This is a genomic window from Exiguobacterium profundum, assembly GCF_042652865.1.
In the GTDB taxonomy this organism is placed as follows: Bacteria; Bacillota; Bacilli; order Exiguobacteriales; family Exiguobacteriaceae; genus Exiguobacterium; species Exiguobacterium profundum.
The window spans coordinates 1,414,425-1,437,046 of sequence record NZ_JBHSHG010000001.1 but is presented as its reverse complement, the minus strand read 5'-3'; the positions used below and the strand labels follow the sequence as shown (position 1 = coordinate 1,437,046).

The following is a 22,622-nucleotide window of genomic DNA, read 5'->3' as shown; positions in this document are numbered from 1 at the left end:
GGAGAATCCCCTGGTCACTTCAATCAGCGCATCGGACGCGCTTCGTAGCGTACTTTTGGACGAGTGCCGGCGAGTAAGAAGCCGAGCACGATATTCAAGATTGTGAGCACCCATCCGACATAACCGAATGTGTAGGCAAGACTCGCCAGCATCGTTTGCCAGTCGAGCAATGCTGCTGCGTCCCCGCGGAATGTGAAGCGGATGACGGTGAAGCCAATGAGTGTCGTTGCAGTAATCATGATGCCGATCCATGCGCCACCGAAGCGGGACGTTTGAGAGCGTCTGCTGACCGGATACCAAAACGCGAGCGTTCCGATGAACGTACTGCCTGCATAGGCAAGCAGGATTTGCCATAACGCATCCGCGTCTAAGAAGACGGTATAACAGATGAACGTCGTGAGCGTCGTCATAAACGTAAAGATTAAGGCTGCGAGTAATCGTGATCGCATAGTTCGTTTTCCTCCTCATTTTGCACATTCTTTAGAGTAAACGAAAACGAATTTGCTGTAAACGTTATTGACGGTTTTGTAATATTTGTCGCCATTGTTTAATAGCGTTCGTTCCATAGAACAAGACGCCGCCACGATAGAATTTCGAGCCAATCCACAGTGTGATACCGATCGTTCCGATGAGTAACCCAATCGAAAGCGCCACTTCCCATACGGCCACATCGACGAGCATGACGCGAAGGAACATGAGCATCGGAGCGAAGAACGGGACGAACGAGAGGATGGTCACGATGGTCGCATCCGGGTTGTTCAATCCAAACATCGCGACTAAGAACGCAGCGACGAGGAGCATGATGACCGGCATGACCATTTGTTGTGACTCTTCGACACGGCTGACAAGTGAACCGAGGACAGCGAAGAGTGAGGCGTACAACAAGTACCCGAGCAAGAAGAAGACGAGTAGATAGATGACAGCCCGTGCGTTGCCGGCGTTCTCGATGACCGTCGTCGCCAGTTCGCTACCACTCGCACTTACATAACCAAACCCGAGGAAGATTCCGATTTGGATGAGGGCGAGTGTCCCGATAGCGGTCACTTTCGCAAGCATATGGGTCACTGGATGAGTCGTTGAGATGATGAGCTCCATGACACGCGATGACTTCTCCGTCGTCACTTCTGTTGAAATCATCGATCCGTACGTGATGATTGAAATGTACAGGAGCATCAACATGACGTAAACGAGCGCCGAAGACGAGAGGAGCTCATCCGAGTTCTCTCCACCGCGTCCGAGATAGGACTCGTCGAGTTGGATCGGTTCGCTGAGAGCAGCGATGACTGCCGGGTCGACATCGGACGATTCAATCAATTCCGCATTGCGCAACTGTTGTAAAGATGTTTGCAAGATGGTCGTGAACTCCTGTTCCGGTCGTTCGGAGATGACGCGGGCATCATAGCCGTCGACAAAAGCGACGACCCCATACTCTCCGTCGTTGATGCCGGTCCGTGCCTCTTCTTCCGTGATTTCGCTAGATGCGACGTCTTCATAGCCGAGTGACTTCATCGTGTCGACGAGTTCTGTGTTCTCAGATACAACGAGAGCACTCGCCTGTTCAGAGTCCTCGAATGAGGACATGATGCGGTCGATGTTCGTGAACCCGAAGATGAACAGGATGGTTAGCGCCGTCGAGATGAGGAATGCTTTTGAACGAATTCTCGATTTGAGTGTGAACGCATAGAGCGGTCCAAAGTTATGAAACATGCTGTCCGACCTCCTTGATGAAGATGTCATTGAGCGATACCGGTTGGCGCATGAACGTCTTCACGTTCGCCTGATGACGGACGAGTGCCGACAGGACGGCGTCACTGTCTTCGAAAGAATGTAAGCGTACTAGATGACCGGATTTGTAAGGCTCGATTGTCTCCACGACTGGGAGCGACTCGAGAATGTGAATCTGGTCCGTTTCAATAAAGAGGGCAGGTTCTTCGTATCTCGACTTGATTGTCGGGACGTCACCGCTTACGACGGCACGGCCACCTTTCAAGATGCCGACGTGTTGGCACAATTCTTCGACATGTTCCATTCGATGACTCGAGAAGACGATGGTCGTCCCGGCGTCACGCAACGCGAGAACTTCACGCTTCAGGATTTCAACGTTAACCGGGTCGAGGCCGCTGAACGGTTCGTCTAAGATGACGAGTTCCGGGTTATGGAGCAGGGCGGCGACGAGCTGAATCTTCTGTTGATTCCCTTTTGATAGCTGCTCGACGCGCATCGTTTCATATTGAGGAATTTCAAGGCGTTCGAGCCATGACTTGACCGCGCGTTTGGCATCGCTCCCGCGCATGCCCTTTAGGCTTGCGAGAAAGACGAGCTGTTCACGCACTTGGGATTTGGGATACAGGCCACGTTCCTCGGGCAAATAGCCGACGATGCGATGGTCGACCGCTTTACCGTTCCACGTGATACTCCCATCGGTCGGCTTCAAGATGTCGAGGATCATCCGGAACGTCGTAGTCTTTCCAGCACCGTTTGCACCGAGCAAACCAAACATTTCCCCTTGTGGGACGCGGAACGTGAGGTCGTCGACAGCTTTGAAGTCACCAAACTCCTTGGTGACGCGTTCGATATGTAATGCCATATTCTATTACCTCCTTAGAATGTCTCTTCTTCTATCGTACGCCACCTTGAGCAAAAAGTTTCACTTTTTCTGGTAAATGATTTATCTTGAAATCAAGATAATAAAAGGAGGATGACAATGAAAACGCAGTCTACGGGAATCCATCACATTTCGTCGATGGTACAAGACCCGCAACGTACGCTAGATTTTTATGGACAGGTACTCGGTCTCCGCTTCGTGAAACAGACCGTTAACTTTGATGACCCTGGTACGTATCATCTCTATTTTGGGGACGAAGTCGGGACACCAGGGACGGTGATCACGTTCTTTCCAATCCCGGGCTTAGGGAAAGGGCAGGTCGGGAGCGGACAGGTTGGCGTGACGACTTATCTCGTACCGGCAGGAAGTTTACCGTTCTGGGAAGAAAGACTACAACAGCACGGCATCGCGACCGTCGCCACTGAACGGTTCAGCGAGGCATCACTTTTATTTGAAGACCAGGACGGACTCGTCGTCGAACTCGTCGCCCGACCGAGCTCTAAACAGACACGCTGGGTCATCCCCGGTATCACAGAACATGAAGCAATTGTCGGATTCGCCGGAGCGACTTTGTTGTCGAAAGCACCGGACGAAACCGTGCGCTTGTTGACGGAACTGTTCGGCTTTGAACGGGTCGCAGAGGATGAAGAGTGGATCCGTTTGAAAGGGTCAGCAGATTACGGGAACGTCATCGATGTGAAGAAAACGATTTTACCAAACGGGGTCCCTGGAACGGGAACGGTTCATCACATCGCGTGGCGCGTTACCGACGGAGACCATTATCCGACCTGGCAAGACGCCATCTTTGACCTTGGGTTAAGACCGACCGAAGTGAAAGAACGAAATTATTTCCGCTCCGTCTATTTCCATGATGCCGGACGTATCCTGCACGAACTCGCGACAGACGTACCTGGATTCACTGTGGACGAATCCGTTGACACGCTCGGTGAGACGTTGCGCTTGCCACCATGGCTCGAAGCGAACCGAGATAAAATCGTCCGCACACTACCAGCAATCACGATACCGAGAGGAGAACGCATATGATTCATCAATTCATTCAAGGTACAAAAGAGACGACACTCGTTTTATTACACGGAACTGGAGGGACCGAGCAGGATTTGATTCCGCTCGCGAAAGAACTATCGACCGAAGCGAACATTTTAACGCTTCGAGGGGATGTCATTGAAAACGGGATGTCCCGTTTCTTCCGTCGCCACGCGGAAGGGGTGCTCGACCTTGAAGATTTAAAGAAACAGACAGAGCGCTTCCTTCAGTTTTTAGATGAAGCGGCGACAACGTATGGTATCGACCGAGACAAGATGATCCCACTCGGTTATTCGAACGGGGCGAATTTGATCGGGTCGGCACTTTACCGTCATCCGGCGTTCACTGCTTCACTCCTATTCCACCCGATGGTACCGGACCGTTCATTGACGCTACCTGACTTGTCAGGAACGAACGTGTTCATCTCGGCTGGCGAACGCGACCCGATTTGCCCGAAAACAGAAACAGAAGAGCTGACGTCGACACTCCGAAACGCGGGAGCGGACGTCGAGCTCTTCTATCACTCGGGGGGACATGAACTTCGCATGGAAGAAGTCGAGGCAGCACGGACATGGATTGCCGCATACCTCGACTGATTCATTCAAGCCATTTTTTTCGGTTTGTTCGGACGAGAATAGACGACGAGGACCCCTCGGTCAATCAAATAGGCGGCGAATAAACGTTTCGCTTCCTCAGCACGCACAGTTCGGTCGATTTGGATATACAATCGGCCGAGCTTTTTTTGTGAGGTGCGCGTGAGCAACCAAATCGAGTCGAGCGTATACTGCCAACTTTGGAGCGTGTCACCACCGATATATAAGTAGCGGTTTTGGGTGCGCTCGAGCAAGTAGTTGAGCCACCAGACGTCACGAGCCAGTTTAGCGCAGACACCGAGCACGAACGTGAGACCGAGGAAAGCCATGCTAGATAAGACAGGATGAATGGCAGAGAACCCGTTGCGGACGGACTCGAAGGCGACAAAGAGCAATCCGACGGAAAAGACGCTGACGAACCACCAGAATCCGAAGTTAGAGAATGAACGTTTTGGGTCATGCACCATATGATGTCGATTCCGGATGATCGATGCCATTCTCTCCACCTCCTTTATTAGAATATTCTGAATATTTGGTAACACCACTATACTATACTGTACCCAATCCCGTCTATTTGAATACGCACACAACATGCTGAATCGTGAGGATTTTTTGACGTTTCGGCTTGTATTCCTCCAATTATGGGAATGATGACAGTGAAGACATGAAAATTTTGTTGAAACGTAATTTCACTTAGCAGAGGAATCGCTTATGATAGGTGAGGGATTTTCCAAGACCTACATGGATTCTGTCTGTAAAGAGAACGTGAAAACATGAAGGTCAGCTTCATTGCAGTCATCATAGAGAACTAGAGGGAATGTTATGAGAAATTATTGGTATGACAATATTAAAGGAGTGCTCGTCCTACTCGTCGTCTTCGGACATTTGTTGACCGATGTCCGCGGTGCTTATGACGATATTTTACCAAAGTGGGTGTATCTGTTCCTGTATACCTTCCACATGCCGTTGTTCATCATGTTGAGCGGTTACTTTTATCGGGAGAACCGCTATTTGCGCGTAATCCAGTTATTCGTGGTCTATGTCATTTGGCAGGTCATCCTTGGGTCATGGTTCGCATTTACAGAAGGGATTCCGATTTTCTCACTTGAAAATCCGGGTCTGAATTTGTTGAAGCCGTACTGGGCGCTTTGGTATCTGATGGCCATCATTTTCTGGTACATCATCACCCCGTATGTGACACAACTGAAAGGCTACGTGTTATATGCACTATTATTCGCGCTCCTGTTTGGATTCCAAGCCGAGGCGACGGGGTATTTCGCGTTACGAAAAGTCATCATGTTCTATCCGTTCTTCTTGATCGGGAACTGGATGTCCGAGCGCAATACGCTCAACTTCTTTGAGTTACCAAAACGGGCCGAGCACCGGAATCGATATCGCATCGGTGGGGCGATTGTCTTCATCACGCTCACACTGGGACTCTTGGTCTCGATGCGGGTCCAGCAAGACGATACGTTCTATCATATCGGGAACTTGTTCAAATTCCGTTTCGCCTATGACACGGCCGTCCCAGAGGCGATGTGGAGTGGACCGTTCGCCTTTTTGATTGTTTATACGGTGTCGCTCCTCATGTCAATTAGTTTCGCGCTCATCATCCCAGGACGACAGCTCCCGATTTTTTCGCGTGCCGGGCAGTATAGTCTGTACGTCTATCTCGTCCACGTCTTCTTTGTTGTCGCCTGGAAGGCGTTTATACCGGCTGGGTTCATGCCGACATCTTGGATGCAACTGCTCGTCTTGTTCGGTGTCGCCTTTGTGATGGTCCTCGTGATTATCAGTCCACCGATGGTCCGTCTCTTGCGTCCGCTCGTCGAGATTGACGTGAAGCGAGTCCAAAATACGAAGGGTGTAAAAGGGTAAAGTCTTTTCTAAACGCTTCATTTCCGCTACACTTTATTAAGAAGAAACGAAACTAGAGTTAAGGAAGTGACCCTATGCCATACGAAAATGGAATGCACAGCACAGAAGGCGACGTGAACGTATCACGTCACGTCGTTGAAATGATCGCCGCGGTCGCGGTCAAAGAAACGAAACACGTCTCGTTCACGCAAGAAGATACGAAATTGTCAGAGCGTGCGCTCATGAAACATGTGAAAGTCGATGAGTCGGACGAAGGCATCACCATCAACCTATCGCTTTATATCGCGTACGGACAGTCGATCATCAAAACGGTGACGGCCGTCCAAGAGCGCATCACGCAAGATATGGACACGATGCTTGCGATGACACCACGTTCTGTGAACGTCAAAGTGGTCGGCATTCAGCTGTAATAAGGAAGGGGAGAGCGCATGCTCTTCTCTTTTTTGATTTTTGCGAAAACGGTTGCATCAAGAGAACGTTTTCATTTATAATAGAAATCGAACAAGTGCAACCGTTTGCATCATTGACCAAACGTGCGACGGGTACTTGTCAAGTTCCCTAAATGTAGTCTGACGACACAAGCATTTGAAGGAAAGGCGGAAAGCATGTATGTCAACGATTGAAGCAGTGATTTTCGATTTGGACGGTGTCATCACTGACACCGCAGAGTACCATTACCTCGCATGGAAGCAGCTCGGTGAAGAGCTCGGAATTCCATTTGACCGCGAATTCAACGAAACGCTCAAAGGCGTGAGTCGGACTGAATCGCTTGAGCGGATCCTTACGCTCGGCGGTAAACAAAACGATTTCACACCGGAAGAGAAAGCAGAACTCGCACAAAAGAAAAACGAGCACTACGTTGAACTCATTCAACATATCTCATCCGACGATCTTCTTCCAGGTATCGTTTCATTCCTCGATGAAATCAAAGAGGCGGGACTTAAAATCGGAATGGCTTCTGCTTCAAAGAACGCATTTGCGGTCGTTGACGCACTTGGTGTCCGACATTACTTCGACCATATTGTCGATGCAGCAACTGTCGCCCAATCAAAACCACACCCCGAAGTGTTTTTGAAGGCCGCTTCTGCCCTTGGCGTGAAACCCGAACTCGCCATCGGCGTTGAAGACGCGGCTGCCGGCGTAACTGCAATCAAAGCGGCAAATATGTTTGCTGTCGCCGTCGGAGAAGAATCGATGCTTGGTCATGCAGACCTCATCGTCGCTTCTACTGACGAACTGTCACTTGAACGCATCCTCGAACGCGTTCACGTGTAAATGACTACAATCATCTTCCGTGAGACGGCGACTGCCCCGAACAGTCGTCGTCTTTTTTGAGCCTAAAGTCCTAAATAGACAGAATTGCCCAAAAAGAGATGACAAACACATTACAAATCCGTTACACTTTTATAGAAGATATAGAGGGATTATTAGGAATTACTGATTTAAATTAGGGAATTCCAAATTATAATTGGATGTAGAAGGGGATTTGTGTATGGAATCTACGAATGTCAATGACCACATTTATCGAGAATTGATGGAAATTGAGGAGTCGTATCGCCAATTGCAACGACGTGCCGAGTATTTGATTGCGGAATTGAGTCGAGATAGAGAAGATAAGGACTCCATGACTGATGCGTCAAAACGCCTACGTCCGCGCCGTGTGAACCAGCGTTATCCGCTCGAGGTGTACGTTCATCAAGTGACGGATCTACTGAAAGAGCGTCAGACGATGAGCGTGCGTGATATTCAAATGGAACTTGAACTTCGTTACCGTCATCACATCAGCAACATTTACCAATTGATGGTGAAAATTGAAGGGGTCAACCCGGAAATCAAAAAAATTGGTCGCGGCTTGTATACATACGAACCGACAGAAGAAGTGGCAGCGACACTTTCATGATCCAGAGCTGATGGGGAACGCCTCATCGGCTTTTATTGTAAACGGACTGATATCCACTCCTCGATTCAAAATGTGATATAATTCGCCAGAGTCTATTTTTTTGAGAGAGGAACTGTCGGCCCATGCTATGGATTGCCATGTTGGTCAGTTTTGTGATGGCCATCTTGATTACACCGCTCGTTCGTCGATTCGCATTTTTCATCGGTGCAGTCGATCATCCGAACGCACGAAAAGTACATTTACGGACGATGCCACGAATCGGGGGTCTCGCGATTTTTATCGCATTTTTCATCGGCTACGCCTTGCTGCTTCCGACGAGTCGATATAACGACGCTATCTTGATTGGCGCTGTCGTCATTCTCCTTACCGGACTGATCGATGACCGGTTCCAGTTATCAGCCCGTGTCAAGTTGATGGGACAGATGATTGCGACGGTCGTTGTCTTGAACTCGGGGATGCGAATTGAACTCATCAATCTTCCGTTCGACCAGCAACTCTACCTCGGGTCATGGAGCATCCCGATCACCGTCCTTTGGCTGATTGGGATCACGAATGCCATCAACTTGATTGATGGTCTCGATGGTCTCGCCGCCGGTGTGTCGAGCATCGCCCTCGGGACGATTGCCGTGTTAGCCATCATTCAGGGGAACGTCTATTTGACGATGATGGCGCTCTTGCTTCTTGCGAGTACGCTCGGGTTTCTCGTTCATAATTTTTATCCGGCGAAAATCTTTATGGGCGATACGGGAGCACTGTTCCTCGGGTACATGCTCGCCGTCTTCTCGCTCATCGGGTTTAAGAACGTGACATTGTTCTCGCTCGTCGTCCCGGTCCTCTTGCTCGGGTTGCCGATCTCGGATACAATTTTCGCCATCGTGCGCCGGCTCGTCCAAGGGCGACCGCCGATGTCGCCGGATAAATCGCATATGCATCATCAGTTGATCGATATGGGCTTCACGACACGGCAAGCCGTCTTGCTCATGTACGGGATGACCTTGTTCTTTGGCATCTCATCCATCTTGTTCGCCAAGACGACGATGCTCGGTGCGGTCATCACGTTCATCGTCGTGTTGATTGTCATTGAATTGATCGTGGAATCAACCGAACTGATTCATCCAAATTATAAACCGATTATTCGCACGTCCCGACGACTGCTCGGTCGACCGCGAACCTAAAAAATAGCCAGTATCGCCGCGCGATACTGGCTATTATTGTTTTAGTAAGTGATTGTCTCAGTCATCGTATCGTCTGTTTCGTCAGTTGATGGTTCATCCGCTGTAACGGGCATGCCGAGCTCCGTCTGGAGAAGGGCCTGGGCGTCACGAAGGTCAGCCGGGTCGATTTCATAATAGTAGACCCCGTTCAGCGTCAGGTCCGTCCCTTCAAGTGTTTCGCGGTTGAACGACTTCAGCGATTTTGCGTAAGGCTGAAGTTGTGAGGCCTCTGACAACGTCATGTTCGTCCGGATGTTCTCGCCGACAGCATTCATGATCCGGTTCAGCTTCGTAAACGAGTTGATGGTCGTCGCCTCATTGATGATGGCCTCGATAACTTGCTGTTGTCGACCGGCTCGACCGATGTCGCCGGCAGGGTCTTGCTTCCGCATCCGGGCATAGGCAAGTGCTTCTTTTCCGTTCAAGACTTGAACGCCAGGCTCTAGCTCGACATTTCCGGTCGCTTTTCCAGAGATGGGGATGAGGACATCGATCTCGACACCACCGACCGCATCGACCAAATCTTCGATTCCATCAAAGTTGATGGTCGCATAGTAATCGATTGGGATGTCGAGCAGGTTCTCGACGGTCGCGATGGTCGTGTCAATGCCTCCGTAAGCGTAAGCATGGTTGATCTTGTCTTTGAACGGATCCTCATCGTCGATGATGATGTCGACATATGAGTCGCGTGGGATGCTGACGAGCGTCACTTGCCGCGATTCCTTGTTGAACGTGGCGACCATGAGCGAATCAGTCCGTCCTTCCTCGAGCGAGGCGCCGCCATCGACTCCTGCTAACAGGACAGAAAAGTGATCTTTCGTCAAGTCGATGGTCTCGTCGCGACGTTCTGACTTGTCGCCACGTTCCAACGCCTTGTTCGCGTTTTCGGCGGTTTCATTCGCTTTGAAGACAAAATAGCCGAAAGCGGAACCACCGATGAGCAATACGACACCCAACACGATGAGGACAATTTTCCAAGGTGATCTTTTCTTGCGTGGGGGTGTTTTCATGTTGTTTCCTCATTTCAGTCGTTTCTTTTAGTATAGGCGTTTCAGCGTTTGAAATCACGTTCGATGATGCGGATCCCATGAGTTTGAAGCTGACCTTGACCGTTCGTCATGTCTGTCAGCCAAGCGAGCGCCTCCTCTGTCTCTTCCACGGGTACCGAGACATGAAACGTGACGAGGTCCGCGTAGATGATGTCATCGAGCAGATAGCTAGACTGTCTCAACTCGTTTTCGACTTTCCCAATCCATGTATAGTCGACGGTGAGTGTCAATTGTTGCATCGGTAGGCGTTCGACGATGCCGATCGCATCAAGTCCTTCGCTTACAGTTCCACCGTAGGCACGAATAAGTCCGCCGCCACCGAGCTTGATTCCACCGAAATAACGTGTCACGACGACGACCGTATCTTTCAAGTGGCGTTTGCGTAACACCTCGAGCATCGGCATGCCGGCCGTACCGCTCGGCTCACCGTCGTCGTTCGCTTTTTGGTGCTCGTTCCGTTCCCCGATGATATAGGCGGAACAGTTATGGTTTGCATTCCAATGCTCTTTCTTGGTGGCTTGGATAAACGCCTGCGCCTCTTCCTCTGTTTCGACACGTTTGAAATGAGCAATAAATTTTGATTTTTGGATAACGACTTCGTATGTTCCACTTTGTTTTATAGTATAATTTGACTCAATAGACATTTCTGAAAATTCTCCTTTCTATTTTTAAATATTTTTTTTAGAATTCAAGTAGGCACATACGCTATTTATAGCGAATGGAATTATAGAAAATCTCTCATGTCCGCTGTAAACCTGTTTAGAGTGGGACGATATATAAGAATAGATGAGGATTAACTACCGAACTATTAGGGGATGGCATCGTGAATCATATTACCGATCGGACAGCTTTAGAACATATCATAACAAATATGATTGAAACGGTGACGGAAAGTAAAGAGGAGATTGTCCGTATAACCGAAAGTTCTGCAACTGAATATTCAGCAATTCAAAACGAGTTAAAAGAATTGACGGATAAAATCGAGTTCTACATCGAGGAGTCCGATCGACTCGACCGACTCGTGAAAGCTGCAAAGGCCAAGCTCGTTCAAGTCAGTAAAAAGTTTCATATACATAGTGAACAAGAAATTCGCGAAGCCTACGAACGGGCGAATCAAATGCAACTCGAACGTTTTCTTGTCCAAAAAGAAGAGATGGCGGCACAGCAACGCCGGAACGACTTAGAGCGTCGTCTGCTCATCTTAGAGGACACGATCGAACGTGCCGAAAAGTTGATTGGTCGCGTGAGTGTCGTCTTGAACTTCTTACGGGATGACTTACAGCAAGAGTATTCGGACATGATGAAAAAACAAGAGATGGCCATCGGCGTATTCGAAGCGGCTGAGCGCGAACGGCGCCATCTCGCCCGCGAGATGCACGATGGTCCAGCGCAATCGCTTGCTCATATTCTGATACGGGCCGACCTGATTGAAAAGACATTTGATAAACGAGGAAAAGATGAGGCATTTGCCGAATTACATGAATTGAAAAAGCTAATTCGTGGGGCGCTCGTCGACGTCCGTCGTTTGATTTATGATTTACGTCCGATGTCGCTTGATGATTTAGGCTTTTTGCCGACGCTCGAGCGCTATCTCCATCAAACGGAGGAGTATACGGCAATCAAGACACGTCTCAACTATCGAGGGTCGCGTGCGCGATTACCGGAGAAGCTGGAGATTAACGTGTTCCGTCTCGTTCAAGAATCGGTACAAAATGCGATCAAACATGCAAAAACAGCCGAAATCATCGTCAATGTCGAGCAAGCGAGCGACGTGATTCACATCCACGTCCGCGACTATGGCATCGGGTTTGAACCGAGCGCAATTGGCGAAGAGTCGTTTGGGATTGTCGGAATGCGCGAACGAATTGAATTGGTGAACGGAAGCATCACCATCGACTCGGAAGTCGGCAAAGGGACAGTCGTCCGGATGTCGATTCCGATTCCGTGAGAGAACAAGGGGGAAGACATACATGGAAATGACACAGACACGCATTGCGATCGTGGATGATCACGAACTGTTCCGCGAGGGATTGAAGCGGATTTTTGATTTGGAGGATGAATTTAAAGTTGTCGCCGAAGGGCGTACGGGACGCGAAGCAATCCGCATCGCTGGCGAGCAAAAACCGGAAATTCTAATTATGGATATCAACATGCCGGACATGAACGGAATCGAGGCGACGAAGCAACTGTCACTTCTTTCACCAGAGACACGTGTCCTCATTCTGTCAATCCATGATGATGAGTCGTATATCACACATGCGCTTGAAGCGGGGGCATCAGGGTTCTTATTAAAAGAAGTCGCATCGACAGAATTGATCTCGGCAGTCCGTGCTGTCGCAAAGGATGGGGCGTATCTTCATCCGAAAGTGACAACGAACGTACTGAAGGATTACCGCCGTCTCTTACAATTCAAAGGGGAACAGGCGGGACGTGGCGTCGAGAGCCGTACAGATGACCCGGTCTATCAATTATTGTCGCGCCGTGAGGTCGAGGTGTTGCACCTTCTCGCCGACGGTCGCTCGAACCGAGACATCAGTGACATGCTGTTTATCAGTGAGAAGACGGTCAAAAACCACGTCTCCTCCGTACTTCGTAAAATGGACGTGAACGACCGGACGCAAGCCGTCGTGGATGCGATTCGCCGGGGTTGGGTCGAGATTTGAGCGTCACCGATGCTTTACCTCGTTTTTGTGTTACAATATGGAATGGAATCCTAACATAATTGGAAAAATGAAACGACGTAAAGTGAGGATATAGTATGGGAAACATTGCGATTTTAACCGACAGTACCGCCTATCTGTCGGATGATTTTTTGGCGCGACATGACGTCCATGTCGCACCACTCAGTGTCATCTTCGATGGCGCGTCGTACCGCGAATCGATTGATATGTCGACCGAGGCGTTTTATGAGCGTATCGAGGCGGGTAACCTGCCGACGACGTCGCAACCGGTCATCGGTGAGACGGTGGAATTGATTGAGAGCTTGCCGGACGATGTGACGGACGTGATTGCGATCACGCTCTCCAGTGGAATCAGCGGAACGTACCAATCGATGGTCGCGCTAAATGACATGGTCGATGTGACGGTTCATGCGTTTGACTCAGAGATTTCGTGTATGCCGCAAGCGTTCATGGTCGAAGAGGCCCTTCATCTCCGTGACAACGGGGCGACACCAGAAGAAATCATCGCCCGACTTGAAACGGTCCGTGATTCGATTCGCGCGTACTTCGTCGTCGATGACCTCGACCACTTACAACGCGGTGGACGGTTGAGCGCGGCGCAAGCGCTCGTCGGATCGTTCTTGCAAATCAAGCCGGTCCTTCATTTCCAGGATAAATTGATCGTCCCGTTCGAGAAGATTCGGACATACAAGAAGGCCGTACGCCGAATCGAAGAGATGATGGACGAATCGATTGTCGGAGATGGAGAAGGGTACTGCATTGGTATCATTCACGCCAACTGCCCGGAGCGTCAGGCGGAAGAGATCGCTTCGATGAAGCTGAAGTTCCCGAAAGCACATATCTCGGGAAGCCATTTCGGTCCCGTCATCGGAACGCATCTCGGACCTGGTGCAATCGGCATCACATGGTATCGTCGCGAATGGTAAGAGAGACGACCGTCTAAGGTCGTCTTTTTCAATGGAGGAGGGAATGAAATGGCGAAATATCGCCAAATCTTTGAGCGTCTGGCAGAAGAGATGCGAAATGGCACGAGACCCGCTGACTCAAAGCTTCCGTCTGAAACCGAGTTGATGCATCAGTTCGAGGCCAGCCGGGGGACGGTCCGGAAAGCGCTCGATCTTTTACAGGAGAATGGGTATGTCCGGAAGCATCATGGAAAAGGCGTGTTCGTGTTGAAACGTGACCAGATTGAGTTTCAATTCAACGGCATCGTCAGTTTTTCAGAGGTCTACGCGAGCATGCTCGGTCGTTCCATTCAGACCCACGTCGCTTCGTTCGAAGAGATAGAAGCCCCGACATGGCTCGCCGAACGGATGAACTTAGTGCCAGGGACGCATGTGTTTCGCATCGAACGGGTTCGAAACTTTGACGGGGAGAATGTTATTTTAGATATCAACTATTTCGTCAAAGATCTCGTCCCCGGTCTGACAGAAGAGATTGCGGCTCGATCGATTTATGGATATATCGAAGATGAGCTTGGGCTACAAATCAGCTATGCCAAACGGAAGATTGCAGCTGAAGACGTGACGGAACTTGACCGGAAACGGCTCGACTTGCATGACTATGAATACGTCATCGTCATCACGAACGATACGTTCTTATATGAAGGACAACAATTTGAATATACGGAGTCGCGTCACCGATTGGACAAGTTCCAGTTTAGCGACGTCGCCCGTAGGTAAACCTCTTTCGTACAGGAAGGGGTTTTTTGTTTGTCCTAAGTCAAAATAGGGGAATTTTAACAGTAAATCACGACGCAAAACTTTCATGTTTAACTTATCTATATAAGTTATTGACTTAACTTATATAGATAAGTTATACTTTGTTTGTACTCATAAGTAACCGTTTTCATTTACAGTTTTCAAACAAAGGAGGACATTCAACATGAAGGCAGATTATCGTCAAATTGCCGCTGAGATCTTAGAAGCGATCGGGGGCAAAGACAACGTGGACAAGGCCGCGCACTGTGTGACGCGTCTACGTCTCTCCCTCAAGGATCAATCAAAAGTCGATGAGGCGCGCGTGAAAGAAATCGACCTCGTCAAAGGGGCGTTCGAGAACTCCGGCGTGTATCAAATCGTCATCGGAGCCGGCGATGTCGATCGCGTCTATGCCGAGTTCATCAAGCTCGCTGGACTTGAGGCGGCGACGGTCGCCGAGGTCAAATCCGCGGGCGGCAAAAAAATGAATCCGCTTCAAAAACTCGTCAAAGTCTTCTCTGACGTCTTTATGCCAATCATTCCAGCCATCATCGTAGCCGGTCTCCTTATGGGGATCAACAACTTACTTGCATCGGAAGGTCTCTTCATCGAAGGACAGACACTCATCGAGGCGTATCCGAACCTACAAGGACTTTGGGATCTCATCAACATGATGGCGAATACGTCATTCGTGTTCTTACCTGCACTCGTCGGTTGGTCGGCGACGAAACGATTCGGTGGGAGCGAAGTACTCGGGATCGTCATGGGTCTCTTGCTCGTTCACCCGGACCTCTTGAATGCATGGGGCTACGGAACGGCAGCACTTGAAGGAGATGTCCCGACGTTTGATATCCTCGGACTCTTCGAAATCGAGAAAGTCGGCTACCAAGGTCAAATCTTGCCGGTACTCGCCGCTGCCTATATCTTGAGCCAAATCGAGATGTTCTTGAAAAAACGTGTACCGAACGCCATCCAACTCTTGGTCGTTCCAATCACAACAATCGTTGTCACAGGATTCCTCGCACTCGCAATCGTTGGACCGGTCACTCGTGGAATCGGGAACGTGATCGCGACAGGACTCGTCAACACGTTCGAAGCCGTACCGGTCGTCGGGGCACTCCTCTTCGGATTGTTCTACGCACCGCTCGTCGTCACCGGGATGCACCACTTGTTCATCGCCATCGACCTTCAGTTGATCGCAGATACAGGCGGTACGTTCATCTGGCCGATGATTGCACTCTCAAACATTGCTCAAGGTTCGGCCGCACTCGCGATGTTCTTCGTCTACAAGCACAACGCGAAACAAAAGAGCATGGCATCGACTTCAGCCATCTCGGCTTATTTCGGAATCACAGAGCCGGCCATGTTCGGGGTCAACTTACCAAATAAATTCCCGTTCTACTCAGCTATGATCGGGTCGGCAATCGCTGCTATCTTTATCACATTGAACGATGTGCAAGCAATCGCCATCGGTGTCGGAGGACTCCCTGGATTCCTCTCAATCTTCACAGATAAGATCCTTCTCTTCATCGTGGGCATGGTCATCGCGATCATCGTTCCGTTCGCGCTCACTTTCATCTTGTCGAAGCGTTATATGAAGAAAGGTGAACTTGAAGAAAACAAAGTCGCATAAGTAATGACTCGGGAGGGAGGGACGGCAGTTCTTCCCTCTTTACTATTGAAATGAAAACTCTTACAAAAAGGAGATGTCGTTGATGACACAGAAAAATTGGCGCAAATCAGTCGTCTATCAAATTTACCCGAAAAGTTTTTACAGTCCGGAAGGGAACGCGACCGGATCGATTAAAGGGGTGACGGCGAAGCTGGATTACTTGGCAGAACTCGGCATCGAATACATTTGGATGACGCCTGTCTATCAGTCACCTCAACACGATAATGGCTATGACGTGAGTGATTATTATGCCATCGACCCGTCTTACGGAACGATGGAGGACCTCGACGAATTGATCCGTGAAGCAGAGGCGCGGGGCATCGGCCTCATGATGGACATCGTCGTCAACCACTCTTCGACCGAGCACGAATGGTTCCAAAAATCATTGGCGGGAGACGAGCGGTACCGTGACTATTACATCTGGCGCGACGAACCGACGAACTGGGAATCGAAGTTCGGTGGGAATGCGTGGGAATATGATGAGAAGAGCGGACAATATTATCTCCACTTGTTCGACGTGACACAAGCTGACCTGAACTGGGAGAATGAACAGATGCGCGAGGACGTCTACGAGATGATGCGGTTTTGGCGTAAAAAAGGAATCAAAGGATTCCGTCTCGACGTCATCAACCTCATTTCAAAAGAACAGAACTTCCCAGAAGACGCATCGGACGGTCGCAAGTTCTATACGGACGGTCCACGCATCCACGAATATTTAAAAGAAATGAACCGAGAAGTATTTGATGGGCATGACGTCATCACGGTCGGGGAGATGTCTTCGACGACGCTCGATCACTGCGTACGCTATTCAAACCCGGACGAGAACGAGCTCAGCATGACGTTCAGCTTCCACCACTTGAAAGTCGACTATCCGAACGGCGAGAAATTCGTCGCGGCGCCGTTCGATTTCATTCAATTAAAAGACATCATGTCGACGTGGCAACGTGGGATGCACGGGAAAGGATGGAACGCCATCTTCTGGTGCAACCATGACCAACCACGTGTCGTCAGCCGTTTTGGGAACGACACGAATCACCGCGTAGAGAGCGCGAAGATGCTTGCGACAGTGCTCCACGGCCTTCAAGGGACGCCGTACATCTATCAAGGGGAAGAAATCGGGATGACGAACCCCGGCTTCGACTCGCTCGATGAATATCGGGATATCGAAACGCTCAACATCTACAAGTTGAAGCGGGAAGAGGGTGTGTCGCATGATGACATGATGGCCGCCATCAAACAGAAGTCACGCGACAACTCGCGAACGCCGATGCAGTGGGATGCAACGACACATGCCGGCTTCACGAGCGGCACACCATGGATCAACGTGGCGCCGAACTATGAGGACGTGAACGTTGAAACGGCGCTTCGTGATCCGAACTCGGTGTTCTACCACTACAAACACTTGATTGCATTACGAAAAGAACTTGACGTTTTGACGGACGGAGACTACACGCTTCTTACTCCTGATTCGCTAGACGTTTGGGCATATACACGGAAGACGGACCGAGAGGAGCTACTCGTCGTCGCCAACTTCTATGGAATTGAAACGACGTACACGATTCCAGAAGGATTCGAGCGGGTGAACGTCGTCAGTCACAACTACGACGTGCCTGAGCTCGACGGAATATCGTTGTCTCTTCGTCCATATGAGGCGATCATGTTCTATAAACAGATTTAACAGATGGGACCCGACTTTTTCGTCGGGTCCTATTTGTGTAGTAGACCTATGTTGTTTTTGATAAGTTGAATCGTATTTACATAGGTATTTTGGTAGCGTGATGACAAAAAGGAGTCAGGTTATGGGAGAACTTATTGTCGCACCGAAAGGAAAACGAGCCATCCGCTTAGGCGTCTGCCAACGCTGTCTCAGCACGCACGTCCGGACGTTCACTTGTCATCATGGACGCTGTGCCTATTGCCGAAATTGTTTGTACCTCGGGCGTGTCTGCCGATGTGATTTTCTACAGGAACGGGACATCACAACTCCAACCGAGACGACCGAATTGACGATGCCATTCGAGCTCGTCCCAGACCAAAAGCGGGTCGCGAACCAACTGCTCACGTGGTGGGACGAACGGAGGACGGGACTTGTGCATGCGGTGTGTGGCGCTGGGAAGACCGAGATGACGTTTCCCGTGATTGAGCGTGTCGTCAATGAAGGGAAGCGAGTGTTGGTTGTCTCTCCGAGGAAAGATGTCGCCATCGAATGGGTCGAACGATTAGAACAGGCGTTCACAGTCCCTGTCACTAAACGATATGGAGGGGGAGAAAAAGACTCCATTGGGATGATCACGGTGGCGACCGCACCGTTACTCATGAATTTACGTGACGTGTTCGATTATGTGCTCGTCGATGAGTCCGATGCCTTCCCGTTTGCCTTTGATGTGGCACTTTGGAATACAATCCGTCGGGCCGGGAGAAATGTCTTCTTATTTATCACGGCGACCCCGACCGTTTGGCAACAATTGCTTCCGAAGGTTCATCTGTCGCGGCGCTATCACGGATTCGATTTGCCGGTCCCGACACTTGTCAAACAGTCCGACGAACGACTCCTAGACTTCTGTCGACGTCACGCCTTGAAACCCCGTCTCTTGTTTGTGCCGACGAAGCCTGATTTGGAGCGATATGAAAGTCGGTTACAAGAGGCAGGTATCACGTGTCAAACCGTTTCTGCTGACACGGAAGAACGGTTGGATACACTCCATTGGCTTCAAGAAACGAAAGGGATCGTCCTTGCGACCTCAATCTGGGAGCGAGGGATGACGGTTCGCGACGTGCAGGTCGCCGTGGTTGAAAGTGAACATCGTCTCTTCTCGACGCGGGGTCTCATTCAGATGGCGGGTCGGGCGGGGCGAAAACCGGACACACCGACAGGAGAGGTCTGTTTCTTTTACAAGGAGCGGACATTCCGACAAGATGTTGCCATCCAGAAGATCAGGGAGGCGAATCGGCGATGAAATGTCTTCTTTGTCATGAGTCGATGACCGTCCCGTGGACACCTGACACGTTATGGCGACGGGACTGGGTGTGTCCCTCTTGCGAGTCGAAACTGACGCCGCTCGGGACAGGTTGCCCACGCTGCGGTCAACCAAATGAGACCGGTGAGACGTGTCCGGACTGCATCCGCTGGCTCGCGCTCGGTCTCGACTTGACCGTCCGCTGCCTGTACGCGTACGATGATGCAGGAATTGACTGGCTACATCGATATAAATTCAGCGGGGATGTCGTCATTGCCTTATCGGTTGCCCCAGCGCTTCGGGCATTGCGTTCATCTGGCGTGACCTATGTTCCGATTCCGTTGAGTAAGGAGCGACTTCAGACACGTCGTTTCAATCAGGCCGAGGTGCTCGCGCGATATATCGGTCCGACGCGGCAGATTCTCGAAAAAACGGAGGTTTCAAGTCAACGTGAACTCGGGAAAGAAGGAAGACGACACCGAACGAACCCTTTCACTGTACCAACTTCAGTGAAATATGGGAAAATCATTCTTGTAGACGACGTCTATACGACGGGAACGACCCTTCATCAGGCGGCATTTTCGTTGCGACAGGCAGGTGCATCAGAAGTTTCTGCGATTTGCTTGTTTCGGGCGCTAAACAAATCAAAATCGCGTCCGATATAAAGGGCAGAGGTGAAACCAATGGATGCAGCAACTTGCCAAATGTGTGGGCGCTTGTTTATGAAACAGGGACGTTCACCGTACTGTCCATCATGTAATGAAGTCGATTATAAAAACTTCTTGAAAGTCCGCGATTTCATTCGTGAACCAGCCAACAAACAGACGACCATCGGAGCCCTCGTCGAAGCGACAGGTGTCTCTGAACTTGATATCACGCGATATATCCACGAAGGACGCTTGATCATCAAAGACAATCCGGCGCTTGCCATCAGCTGCGTCCGTTGTGGTCGGCCTACGAATGAAGGAAAAATCTGTTCGAACTGCCAGAGAGAAATGCAGAAGGAACTGTCCAGTCTACAGGAGATGCAGGAGGGCTTGGCGAAAAAGTCGAGTATCCGCGCTTATCGTTTGGATTAACATCATGAAGAGGGGGAAGACGCATGCGCATCGATTCAGCCAAGTGGGTACACTTACCAAACACTTATGAAAAGAAAACGCAAGTCGAGCCGAAGCCCGCGCAATCAAGCCAAACGGACCAATTGTCAATTTCGGCGGAAGCTCGCGCCCGGTTTGAAGAACCGGTGAAACATCCGGACCGTCTCGCTAAAATCGACGCTTTAAAAGCGGAGATTGATGCAGGCACATATTCACGGGACGCGCGCGAAATCGCTAAACGCTTTCTACAAGGATGAATGGAAGCGAGGTCCGTTTGAGGCCTTCGCACTGAATAACACGGCACGGAAGCTGACTAAATAAGGGGTACCCCTTTCTTTAGTCGGCTCTTTTTTTGAAAAAGGAGAGACTCATGCTCACATTACATAAACGGTTACTCGAATTGGCTTACGCAAAAGAACAGCAACTCATTCAAAATGACATGGTGGCATTTAGCACGCTCGTCAAAGAAGAAGCAAAACTCGTCCGACAAATTTCACAAAAAGAAGCGGAACGACTTCAAGGGACGTATGAATTGGACGATGAAGAGATAGAGGAATTGAGACCGGTCTTGTTCGAGTTAAAGCGACAGAACGAATTGAACGCGACGTTGCTCGAACAATCCCTTCGTTATATTACTTGGCACCTGGATATGCTCATGCCGGAAGCAGATGATTTTACATACGGACAACAAGCGTTCGAAACACGCTCGTTCAGCCGTGACGTTTAAGGAGGAAGTGGAATGGGTTCAACATTTATGGGATTAGAGACGGCACGCCGCAGTCTCTCGACACACCAATGGGCGCTTCAAGCGACCGGGAATAACGTGGCGAACGCCTCAAACCCTGGCTATTCGCGCCAACGACTCACACTCGGGATGACCGAACAGCTCTCGGTCAACTTCGGCGGGACGAAAGCCGGACAATTCGGGACAGGTGTACGCGGGGAGACGCTCGCCCGAATTCGCGATCTTATGATCGATCAACAGTATCGTGACGAGTCGGTGAAGAACGCCTTCTATGCGACGAAAGAAGCCGCGTTCGGTCGGATGGAAGACATCATCAATGAACCGTCTGAGAACGGACTCGCTAAATCGCTCGACTTGTTCTGGGCATCACTTCAAGACTTGTCGGTCAACCCGGACGATACGGGTGCGCGAAGCGTAGTTCGGCAACGAGCATTGACGTTGGCACAGACATTTAACTATATGTCTTCATCATTGACTAAAGTACAGGATGACTTAAAGACCGAAGCAGGGGTCGTCACGAAAAAAATCAATGATTTGTTGACGAAAATCAGTGACGTCAACCGTCAAATCGGTGATGCAGAGCCTCTTGGTGTTCTGCCAAATGAATTGTATGATGAGCGCGATCGCTACATGGATGAGTTGTCGCAATACATTGAGTTCGAACGTGTGCCGGTGGATTACACGAACGGCGAAACACGTGGGAACTCGCAACGTGTCGCAGAAGGACGAATCGATATTCGTGTAGTCGTCGGTGGTACAGAAGTAAAACTCGTAGACGGTCTTACGGGCGGAGTCGGGAAATTTGATGGGATGACTATGACCGATGCTGCAGGTACGAATACATCGATGGCGCATGCCGACATGCCTAACGGAAAATGGAAGGCTCTTGTTGAGATGTACGGAAGTGCAACTGGTCCAGAAGCAATCGACGGGGCATTCACCAACATGCTCAAAGACTTAGATGAGATGGCGAACGTCTTCGCATCAGCATTTAATGTAGCGCATGGAACAAACATGGACGCGGACGGGAATGCCGGTCGAACTGACTTTTTCGTTGGTACTACTAGCGCCGCTACCATTACTGTGAACCCTGATTTCATGAAGAACTTAGATTTAATTGCAGCATCTAAGGACGGGAACATCGGGGATGGAAGTGGTGCTCTCGAACTTGCGCAATTGAAAGAAAGTGCGCTTAACTTTGCGGGTTCGGTTACGACCTCAACCTCGATCGGCAAGTACTATCAAAATGTTATCGGAAACATGGCAGTCGAGGCTAGCCAAAACGCGAACTTGGCAAAGAGTACATTTGCTCTCTTAAGTAGTTCGGACCAACGTCGGTTATCGGTCAGCGCAGTCTCGCTCGATGAAGAAATGACGATGATGATTCAATATCAACACGCTTATAATGCAGCGGCTCGAAATATCACAGCTGTCGATGAAATGTTAGACAAAATCATTAACGGCATGGGTGTCGTAGGGAGGTAATG

25 protein-coding genes are annotated in these 22,622 nt (G+C 50.0%); 19 read left to right on the top strand and 6 right to left on the bottom strand.

Annotated elements, in window-relative coordinates:
* Positions 1-23: 23 nt before the first annotated feature.
* The 3 genes from ACFO4U_RS07405 to ACFO4U_RS07395 form a co-directional block, all read right to left on the bottom strand.
* On the bottom strand, positions 24-449 hold the full coding sequence (locus ACFO4U_RS07405; RefSeq protein WP_026825360.1) for a hypothetical protein: 426 nt from the start codon (positions 447-449) through the stop codon (positions 24-26).
* A 64-nt stretch (positions 450-513) separates the two neighbouring features.
* On the bottom strand, positions 514-1,707 hold the full coding sequence (locus tag ACFO4U_RS07400; protein ID WP_159562686.1) for an ABC transporter permease: 1,194 nt from the start codon (positions 1,705-1,707) through the stop codon (positions 514-516).
* A complete protein-coding gene (locus ACFO4U_RS07395) occupies positions 1,697-2,587 on the bottom strand; it encodes an ABC transporter ATP-binding protein (RefSeq protein WP_012727001.1) in 891 nt (296 codons plus the stop codon). Before ACFO4U_RS07395 ends, ACFO4U_RS07400 begins: the two co-directional genes overlap by 11 nt.
* A 117-nt stretch (positions 2,588-2,704) precedes the next feature.
* On the opposite strand from ACFO4U_RS07395, the gene ACFO4U_RS07390 reads away from it, so the two are divergent.
* Together ACFO4U_RS07390 and ACFO4U_RS07385 are read left to right on the top strand one after the other, a co-directional pair.
* Positions 2,705-3,649, top strand: coding sequence for a ring-cleaving dioxygenase (locus ACFO4U_RS07390; RefSeq protein ID WP_215243747.1), 945 nt, complete (start codon positions 2,705-2,707; stop codon positions 3,647-3,649).
* A complete protein-coding gene (locus ACFO4U_RS07385; protein WP_214758384.1) occupies positions 3,646-4,245 on the top strand; it encodes an alpha/beta hydrolase in 600 nt (199 codons plus the stop codon). The genes ACFO4U_RS07390 and ACFO4U_RS07385 overlap by 4 nt, the downstream gene beginning before the upstream one ends.
* A 5-nt stretch (positions 4,246-4,250) precedes the next feature.
* On the opposite strand, the gene ACFO4U_RS07380 is transcribed toward ACFO4U_RS07385, so the two are convergent.
* Entirely contained in the window at positions 4,251-4,739 is a 489-nt protein-coding gene (locus ACFO4U_RS07380; RefSeq protein WP_214690620.1) for a hypothetical protein, read from the bottom strand.
* A 325-nt stretch (positions 4,740-5,064) separates the two neighbouring features.
* Here ACFO4U_RS07380 and ACFO4U_RS07375 point away from each other — a divergent pair, with 325 nt between their 5' ends.
* The 5 genes from ACFO4U_RS07375 (at position 5,065) to ACFO4U_RS07355 (ending at position 9,195) form a co-directional block, all read left to right on the top strand.
* The gene (locus ACFO4U_RS07375; protein WP_215243748.1) at positions 5,065-6,120 is read left to right on the top strand and encodes an acyltransferase family protein; all 1,056 of its coding nucleotides are present in this window, start codon (positions 5,065-5,067) and stop codon (positions 6,118-6,120) included.
* 74 nt (positions 6,121-6,194) lie between these two features.
* On the top strand, positions 6,195-6,530 hold the full coding sequence (locus ACFO4U_RS07370; protein ID WP_012726997.1) for an Asp23/Gls24 family envelope stress response protein: 336 nt from the start codon (positions 6,195-6,197) through the stop codon (positions 6,528-6,530).
* A 199-nt stretch (positions 6,531-6,729) separates the two neighbouring features.
* Positions 6,730-7,395, top strand: a complete 666-nt coding sequence (gene pgmB, locus ACFO4U_RS07365) for a beta-phosphoglucomutase (RefSeq protein ID WP_074036182.1) — start codon at positions 6,730-6,732, stop codon at positions 7,393-7,395.
* 217 nt (positions 7,396-7,612) lie between these two features.
* Positions 7,613-8,020 carry a Rok-like winged helix domain-containing protein gene (locus tag ACFO4U_RS07360; RefSeq protein WP_074036184.1) on the top strand — a complete coding sequence of 136 codons (408 nt, stop codon included), beginning with the start codon at positions 7,613-7,615 and terminating at the stop codon, positions 8,018-8,020.
* Between the two features lie 122 nt (positions 8,021-8,142).
* Positions 8,143-9,195, top strand: coding sequence for a glycosyltransferase family 4 protein (locus ACFO4U_RS07355; protein ID WP_012726994.1), 1,053 nt, complete (start codon positions 8,143-8,145; stop codon positions 9,193-9,195).
* Positions 9,196-9,236: 41 nt separating this feature from the next.
* Here the strand turns inward: ACFO4U_RS07355 and ACFO4U_RS07350 are convergent, their stop codons facing one another.
* A complete protein-coding gene (locus ACFO4U_RS07350) occupies positions 9,237-10,244 on the bottom strand; it encodes an LCP family protein (RefSeq protein WP_159562681.1) in 1,008 nt (335 codons plus the stop codon).
* 41 nt (positions 10,245-10,285) lie between these two features.
* Positions 10,286-10,927 carry a YigZ family protein gene (locus tag ACFO4U_RS07345; RefSeq protein ID WP_215243749.1) on the bottom strand — a complete coding sequence of 214 codons (642 nt, stop codon included), beginning with the start codon at positions 10,925-10,927 and terminating at the stop codon, positions 10,286-10,288.
* A gap of 179 nt (positions 10,928-11,106) precedes the next feature.
* Here ACFO4U_RS07345 and ACFO4U_RS07340 point away from each other — a divergent pair, with 179 nt between their 5' ends.
* From ACFO4U_RS07340 to flgK, 12 genes are all read left to right on the top strand, one after another.
* Positions 11,107-12,231, top strand: a complete 1,125-nt coding sequence (locus ACFO4U_RS07340) for a sensor histidine kinase (protein ID WP_196431028.1) — start codon at positions 11,107-11,109, stop codon at positions 12,229-12,231.
* 22 nt (positions 12,232-12,253) lie between these two features.
* The gene (locus tag ACFO4U_RS07335; RefSeq protein ID WP_159562679.1) at positions 12,254-12,946 is read left to right on the top strand and encodes a response regulator transcription factor; all 693 of its coding nucleotides are present in this window, start codon (positions 12,254-12,256) and stop codon (positions 12,944-12,946) included.
* A gap of 95 nt (positions 12,947-13,041) precedes the next feature.
* Entirely contained in the window at positions 13,042-13,890 is an 849-nt protein-coding gene (locus ACFO4U_RS07330; RefSeq protein ID WP_215243750.1) for a DegV family protein, read from the top strand.
* Positions 13,891-13,938: 48 nt separating this feature from the next.
* Positions 13,939-14,646 (top strand): trehalose operon repressor, encoded by a 708-nt coding sequence (gene treR / locus ACFO4U_RS07325; RefSeq protein WP_215243751.1) that lies wholly within the window; start codon positions 13,939-13,941, stop codon positions 14,644-14,646.
* A gap of 202 nt (positions 14,647-14,848) precedes the next feature.
* Complete coding sequence (gene treP / locus ACFO4U_RS07320) at positions 14,849-16,297, top strand: PTS system trehalose-specific EIIBC component (protein ID WP_074036194.1); 1,449 nt, start codon at positions 14,849-14,851, stop codon at positions 16,295-16,297.
* Between the two features lie 82 nt (positions 16,298-16,379).
* Complete coding sequence (gene treC / locus ACFO4U_RS07315; protein WP_215243752.1) at positions 16,380-18,014, top strand: alpha,alpha-phosphotrehalase; 1,635 nt, start codon at positions 16,380-16,382, stop codon at positions 18,012-18,014.
* Between the two features lie 121 nt (positions 18,015-18,135).
* Entirely contained in the window at positions 18,136-19,293 is a 1,158-nt protein-coding gene (locus tag ACFO4U_RS07310) for a DEAD/DEAH box helicase family protein (protein ID WP_214690624.1), read from the top strand.
* Positions 19,290-19,958: a ComF family protein gene (locus ACFO4U_RS07305; RefSeq protein ID WP_215243753.1), complete on the top strand. Its 669-nt coding sequence runs from the start codon at positions 19,290-19,292 to the stop codon at positions 19,956-19,958. Before ACFO4U_RS07310 ends, ACFO4U_RS07305 begins: the two co-directional genes overlap by 4 nt.
* 18 nt (positions 19,959-19,976) lie before the next feature.
* Positions 19,977-20,372, top strand: a complete 396-nt coding sequence (locus ACFO4U_RS07300) for a flagellar protein (protein ID WP_074036201.1) — start codon at positions 19,977-19,979, stop codon at positions 20,370-20,372.
* A gap of 23 nt (positions 20,373-20,395) precedes the next feature.
* On the top strand, positions 20,396-20,647 hold the full coding sequence (locus ACFO4U_RS07295) for a flagellar biosynthesis anti-sigma factor FlgM (protein WP_074036202.1): 252 nt from the start codon (positions 20,396-20,398) through the stop codon (positions 20,645-20,647).
* Between the two features lie 113 nt (positions 20,648-20,760).
* The gene (gene flgN, locus ACFO4U_RS07290) at positions 20,761-21,117 is read left to right on the top strand and encodes a flagellar export chaperone FlgN (RefSeq protein WP_074036203.1); all 357 of its coding nucleotides are present in this window, start codon (positions 20,761-20,763) and stop codon (positions 21,115-21,117) included.
* Between the two features lie 12 nt (positions 21,118-21,129).
* On the top strand, positions 21,130-22,620 hold the full coding sequence (flgK, locus tag ACFO4U_RS07285) for a flagellar hook-associated protein FlgK (protein WP_215243754.1): 1,491 nt from the start codon (positions 21,130-21,132) through the stop codon (positions 22,618-22,620).
* The last annotated feature ends 2 nt before the right edge of the window (positions 22,621-22,622 follow it).

Coding starts and splice junctions, on each gene's coding strand:
- pgmB (WP_074036182.1), top strand. CDS start 6,730: ATGTCAACGATTGAAGCAGTGATTTTCGATTTGGACGGTGTCATCACT.
- treR (WP_215243751.1), top strand. CDS start 13,939: ATGGCGAAATATCGCCAAATCTTTGAGCGTCTGGCAGAAGAGATGCGA.
- ACFO4U_RS07310 (WP_214690624.1), top strand. CDS start 18,136: ATGGGAGAACTTATTGTCGCACCGAAAGGAAAACGAGCCATCCGCTTA.
- ACFO4U_RS07390 (WP_215243747.1), top strand. CDS start 2,705: ATGAAAACGCAGTCTACGGGAATCCATCACATTTCGTCGATGGTACAA.
- ACFO4U_RS07380 (WP_214690620.1), bottom strand. CDS start 4,739: ATGGCATCGATCATCCGGAATCGACATCATATGGTGCATGACCCAAAA.
- ACFO4U_RS07405 (WP_026825360.1), bottom strand. CDS start 449: ATGCGATCACGATTACTCGCAGCCTTAATCTTTACGTTTATGACGACG.
- ACFO4U_RS07345 (WP_215243749.1), bottom strand. CDS start 10,927: ATGTCTATTGAGTCAAATTATACTATAAAACAAAGTGGAACATACGAA.
- flgN (WP_074036203.1), top strand. CDS start 20,761: ATGCTCACATTACATAAACGGTTACTCGAATTGGCTTACGCAAAAGAA.
- ACFO4U_RS07385 (WP_214758384.1), top strand. CDS start 3,646: ATGATTCATCAATTCATTCAAGGTACAAAAGAGACGACACTCGTTTTA.
- ACFO4U_RS07400 (WP_159562686.1), bottom strand. CDS start 1,707: ATGTTTCATAACTTTGGACCGCTCTATGCGTTCACACTCAAATCGAGA.
- ACFO4U_RS07375 (WP_215243748.1), top strand. CDS start 5,065: ATGAGAAATTATTGGTATGACAATATTAAAGGAGTGCTCGTCCTACTC.
- ACFO4U_RS07370 (WP_012726997.1), top strand. CDS start 6,195: ATGCCATACGAAAATGGAATGCACAGCACAGAAGGCGACGTGAACGTA.
- ACFO4U_RS07355 (WP_012726994.1), top strand. CDS start 8,143: ATGCTATGGATTGCCATGTTGGTCAGTTTTGTGATGGCCATCTTGATT.
- ACFO4U_RS07350 (WP_159562681.1), bottom strand. CDS start 10,244: ATGAAAACACCCCCACGCAAGAAAAGATCACCTTGGAAAATTGTCCTC.
- ACFO4U_RS07335 (WP_159562679.1), top strand. CDS start 12,254: ATGGAAATGACACAGACACGCATTGCGATCGTGGATGATCACGAACTG.
- treC (WP_215243752.1), top strand. CDS start 16,380: ATGACACAGAAAAATTGGCGCAAATCAGTCGTCTATCAAATTTACCCG.
- ACFO4U_RS07295 (WP_074036202.1), top strand. CDS start 20,396: ATGCGCATCGATTCAGCCAAGTGGGTACACTTACCAAACACTTATGAA.
- ACFO4U_RS07300 (WP_074036201.1), top strand. CDS start 19,977: ATGGATGCAGCAACTTGCCAAATGTGTGGGCGCTTGTTTATGAAACAG.
- treP (WP_074036194.1), top strand. CDS start 14,849: ATGAAGGCAGATTATCGTCAAATTGCCGCTGAGATCTTAGAAGCGATC.
- ACFO4U_RS07395 (WP_012727001.1), bottom strand. CDS start 2,587: ATGGCATTACATATCGAACGCGTCACCAAGGAGTTTGGTGACTTCAAA.
- ACFO4U_RS07305 (WP_215243753.1), top strand. CDS start 19,290: ATGAAATGTCTTCTTTGTCATGAGTCGATGACCGTCCCGTGGACACCT.
- flgK (WP_215243754.1), top strand. CDS start 21,130: ATGGGTTCAACATTTATGGGATTAGAGACGGCACGCCGCAGTCTCTCG.
- ACFO4U_RS07360 (WP_074036184.1), top strand. CDS start 7,613: ATGGAATCTACGAATGTCAATGACCACATTTATCGAGAATTGATGGAA.
- ACFO4U_RS07330 (WP_215243750.1), top strand. CDS start 13,042: ATGGGAAACATTGCGATTTTAACCGACAGTACCGCCTATCTGTCGGAT.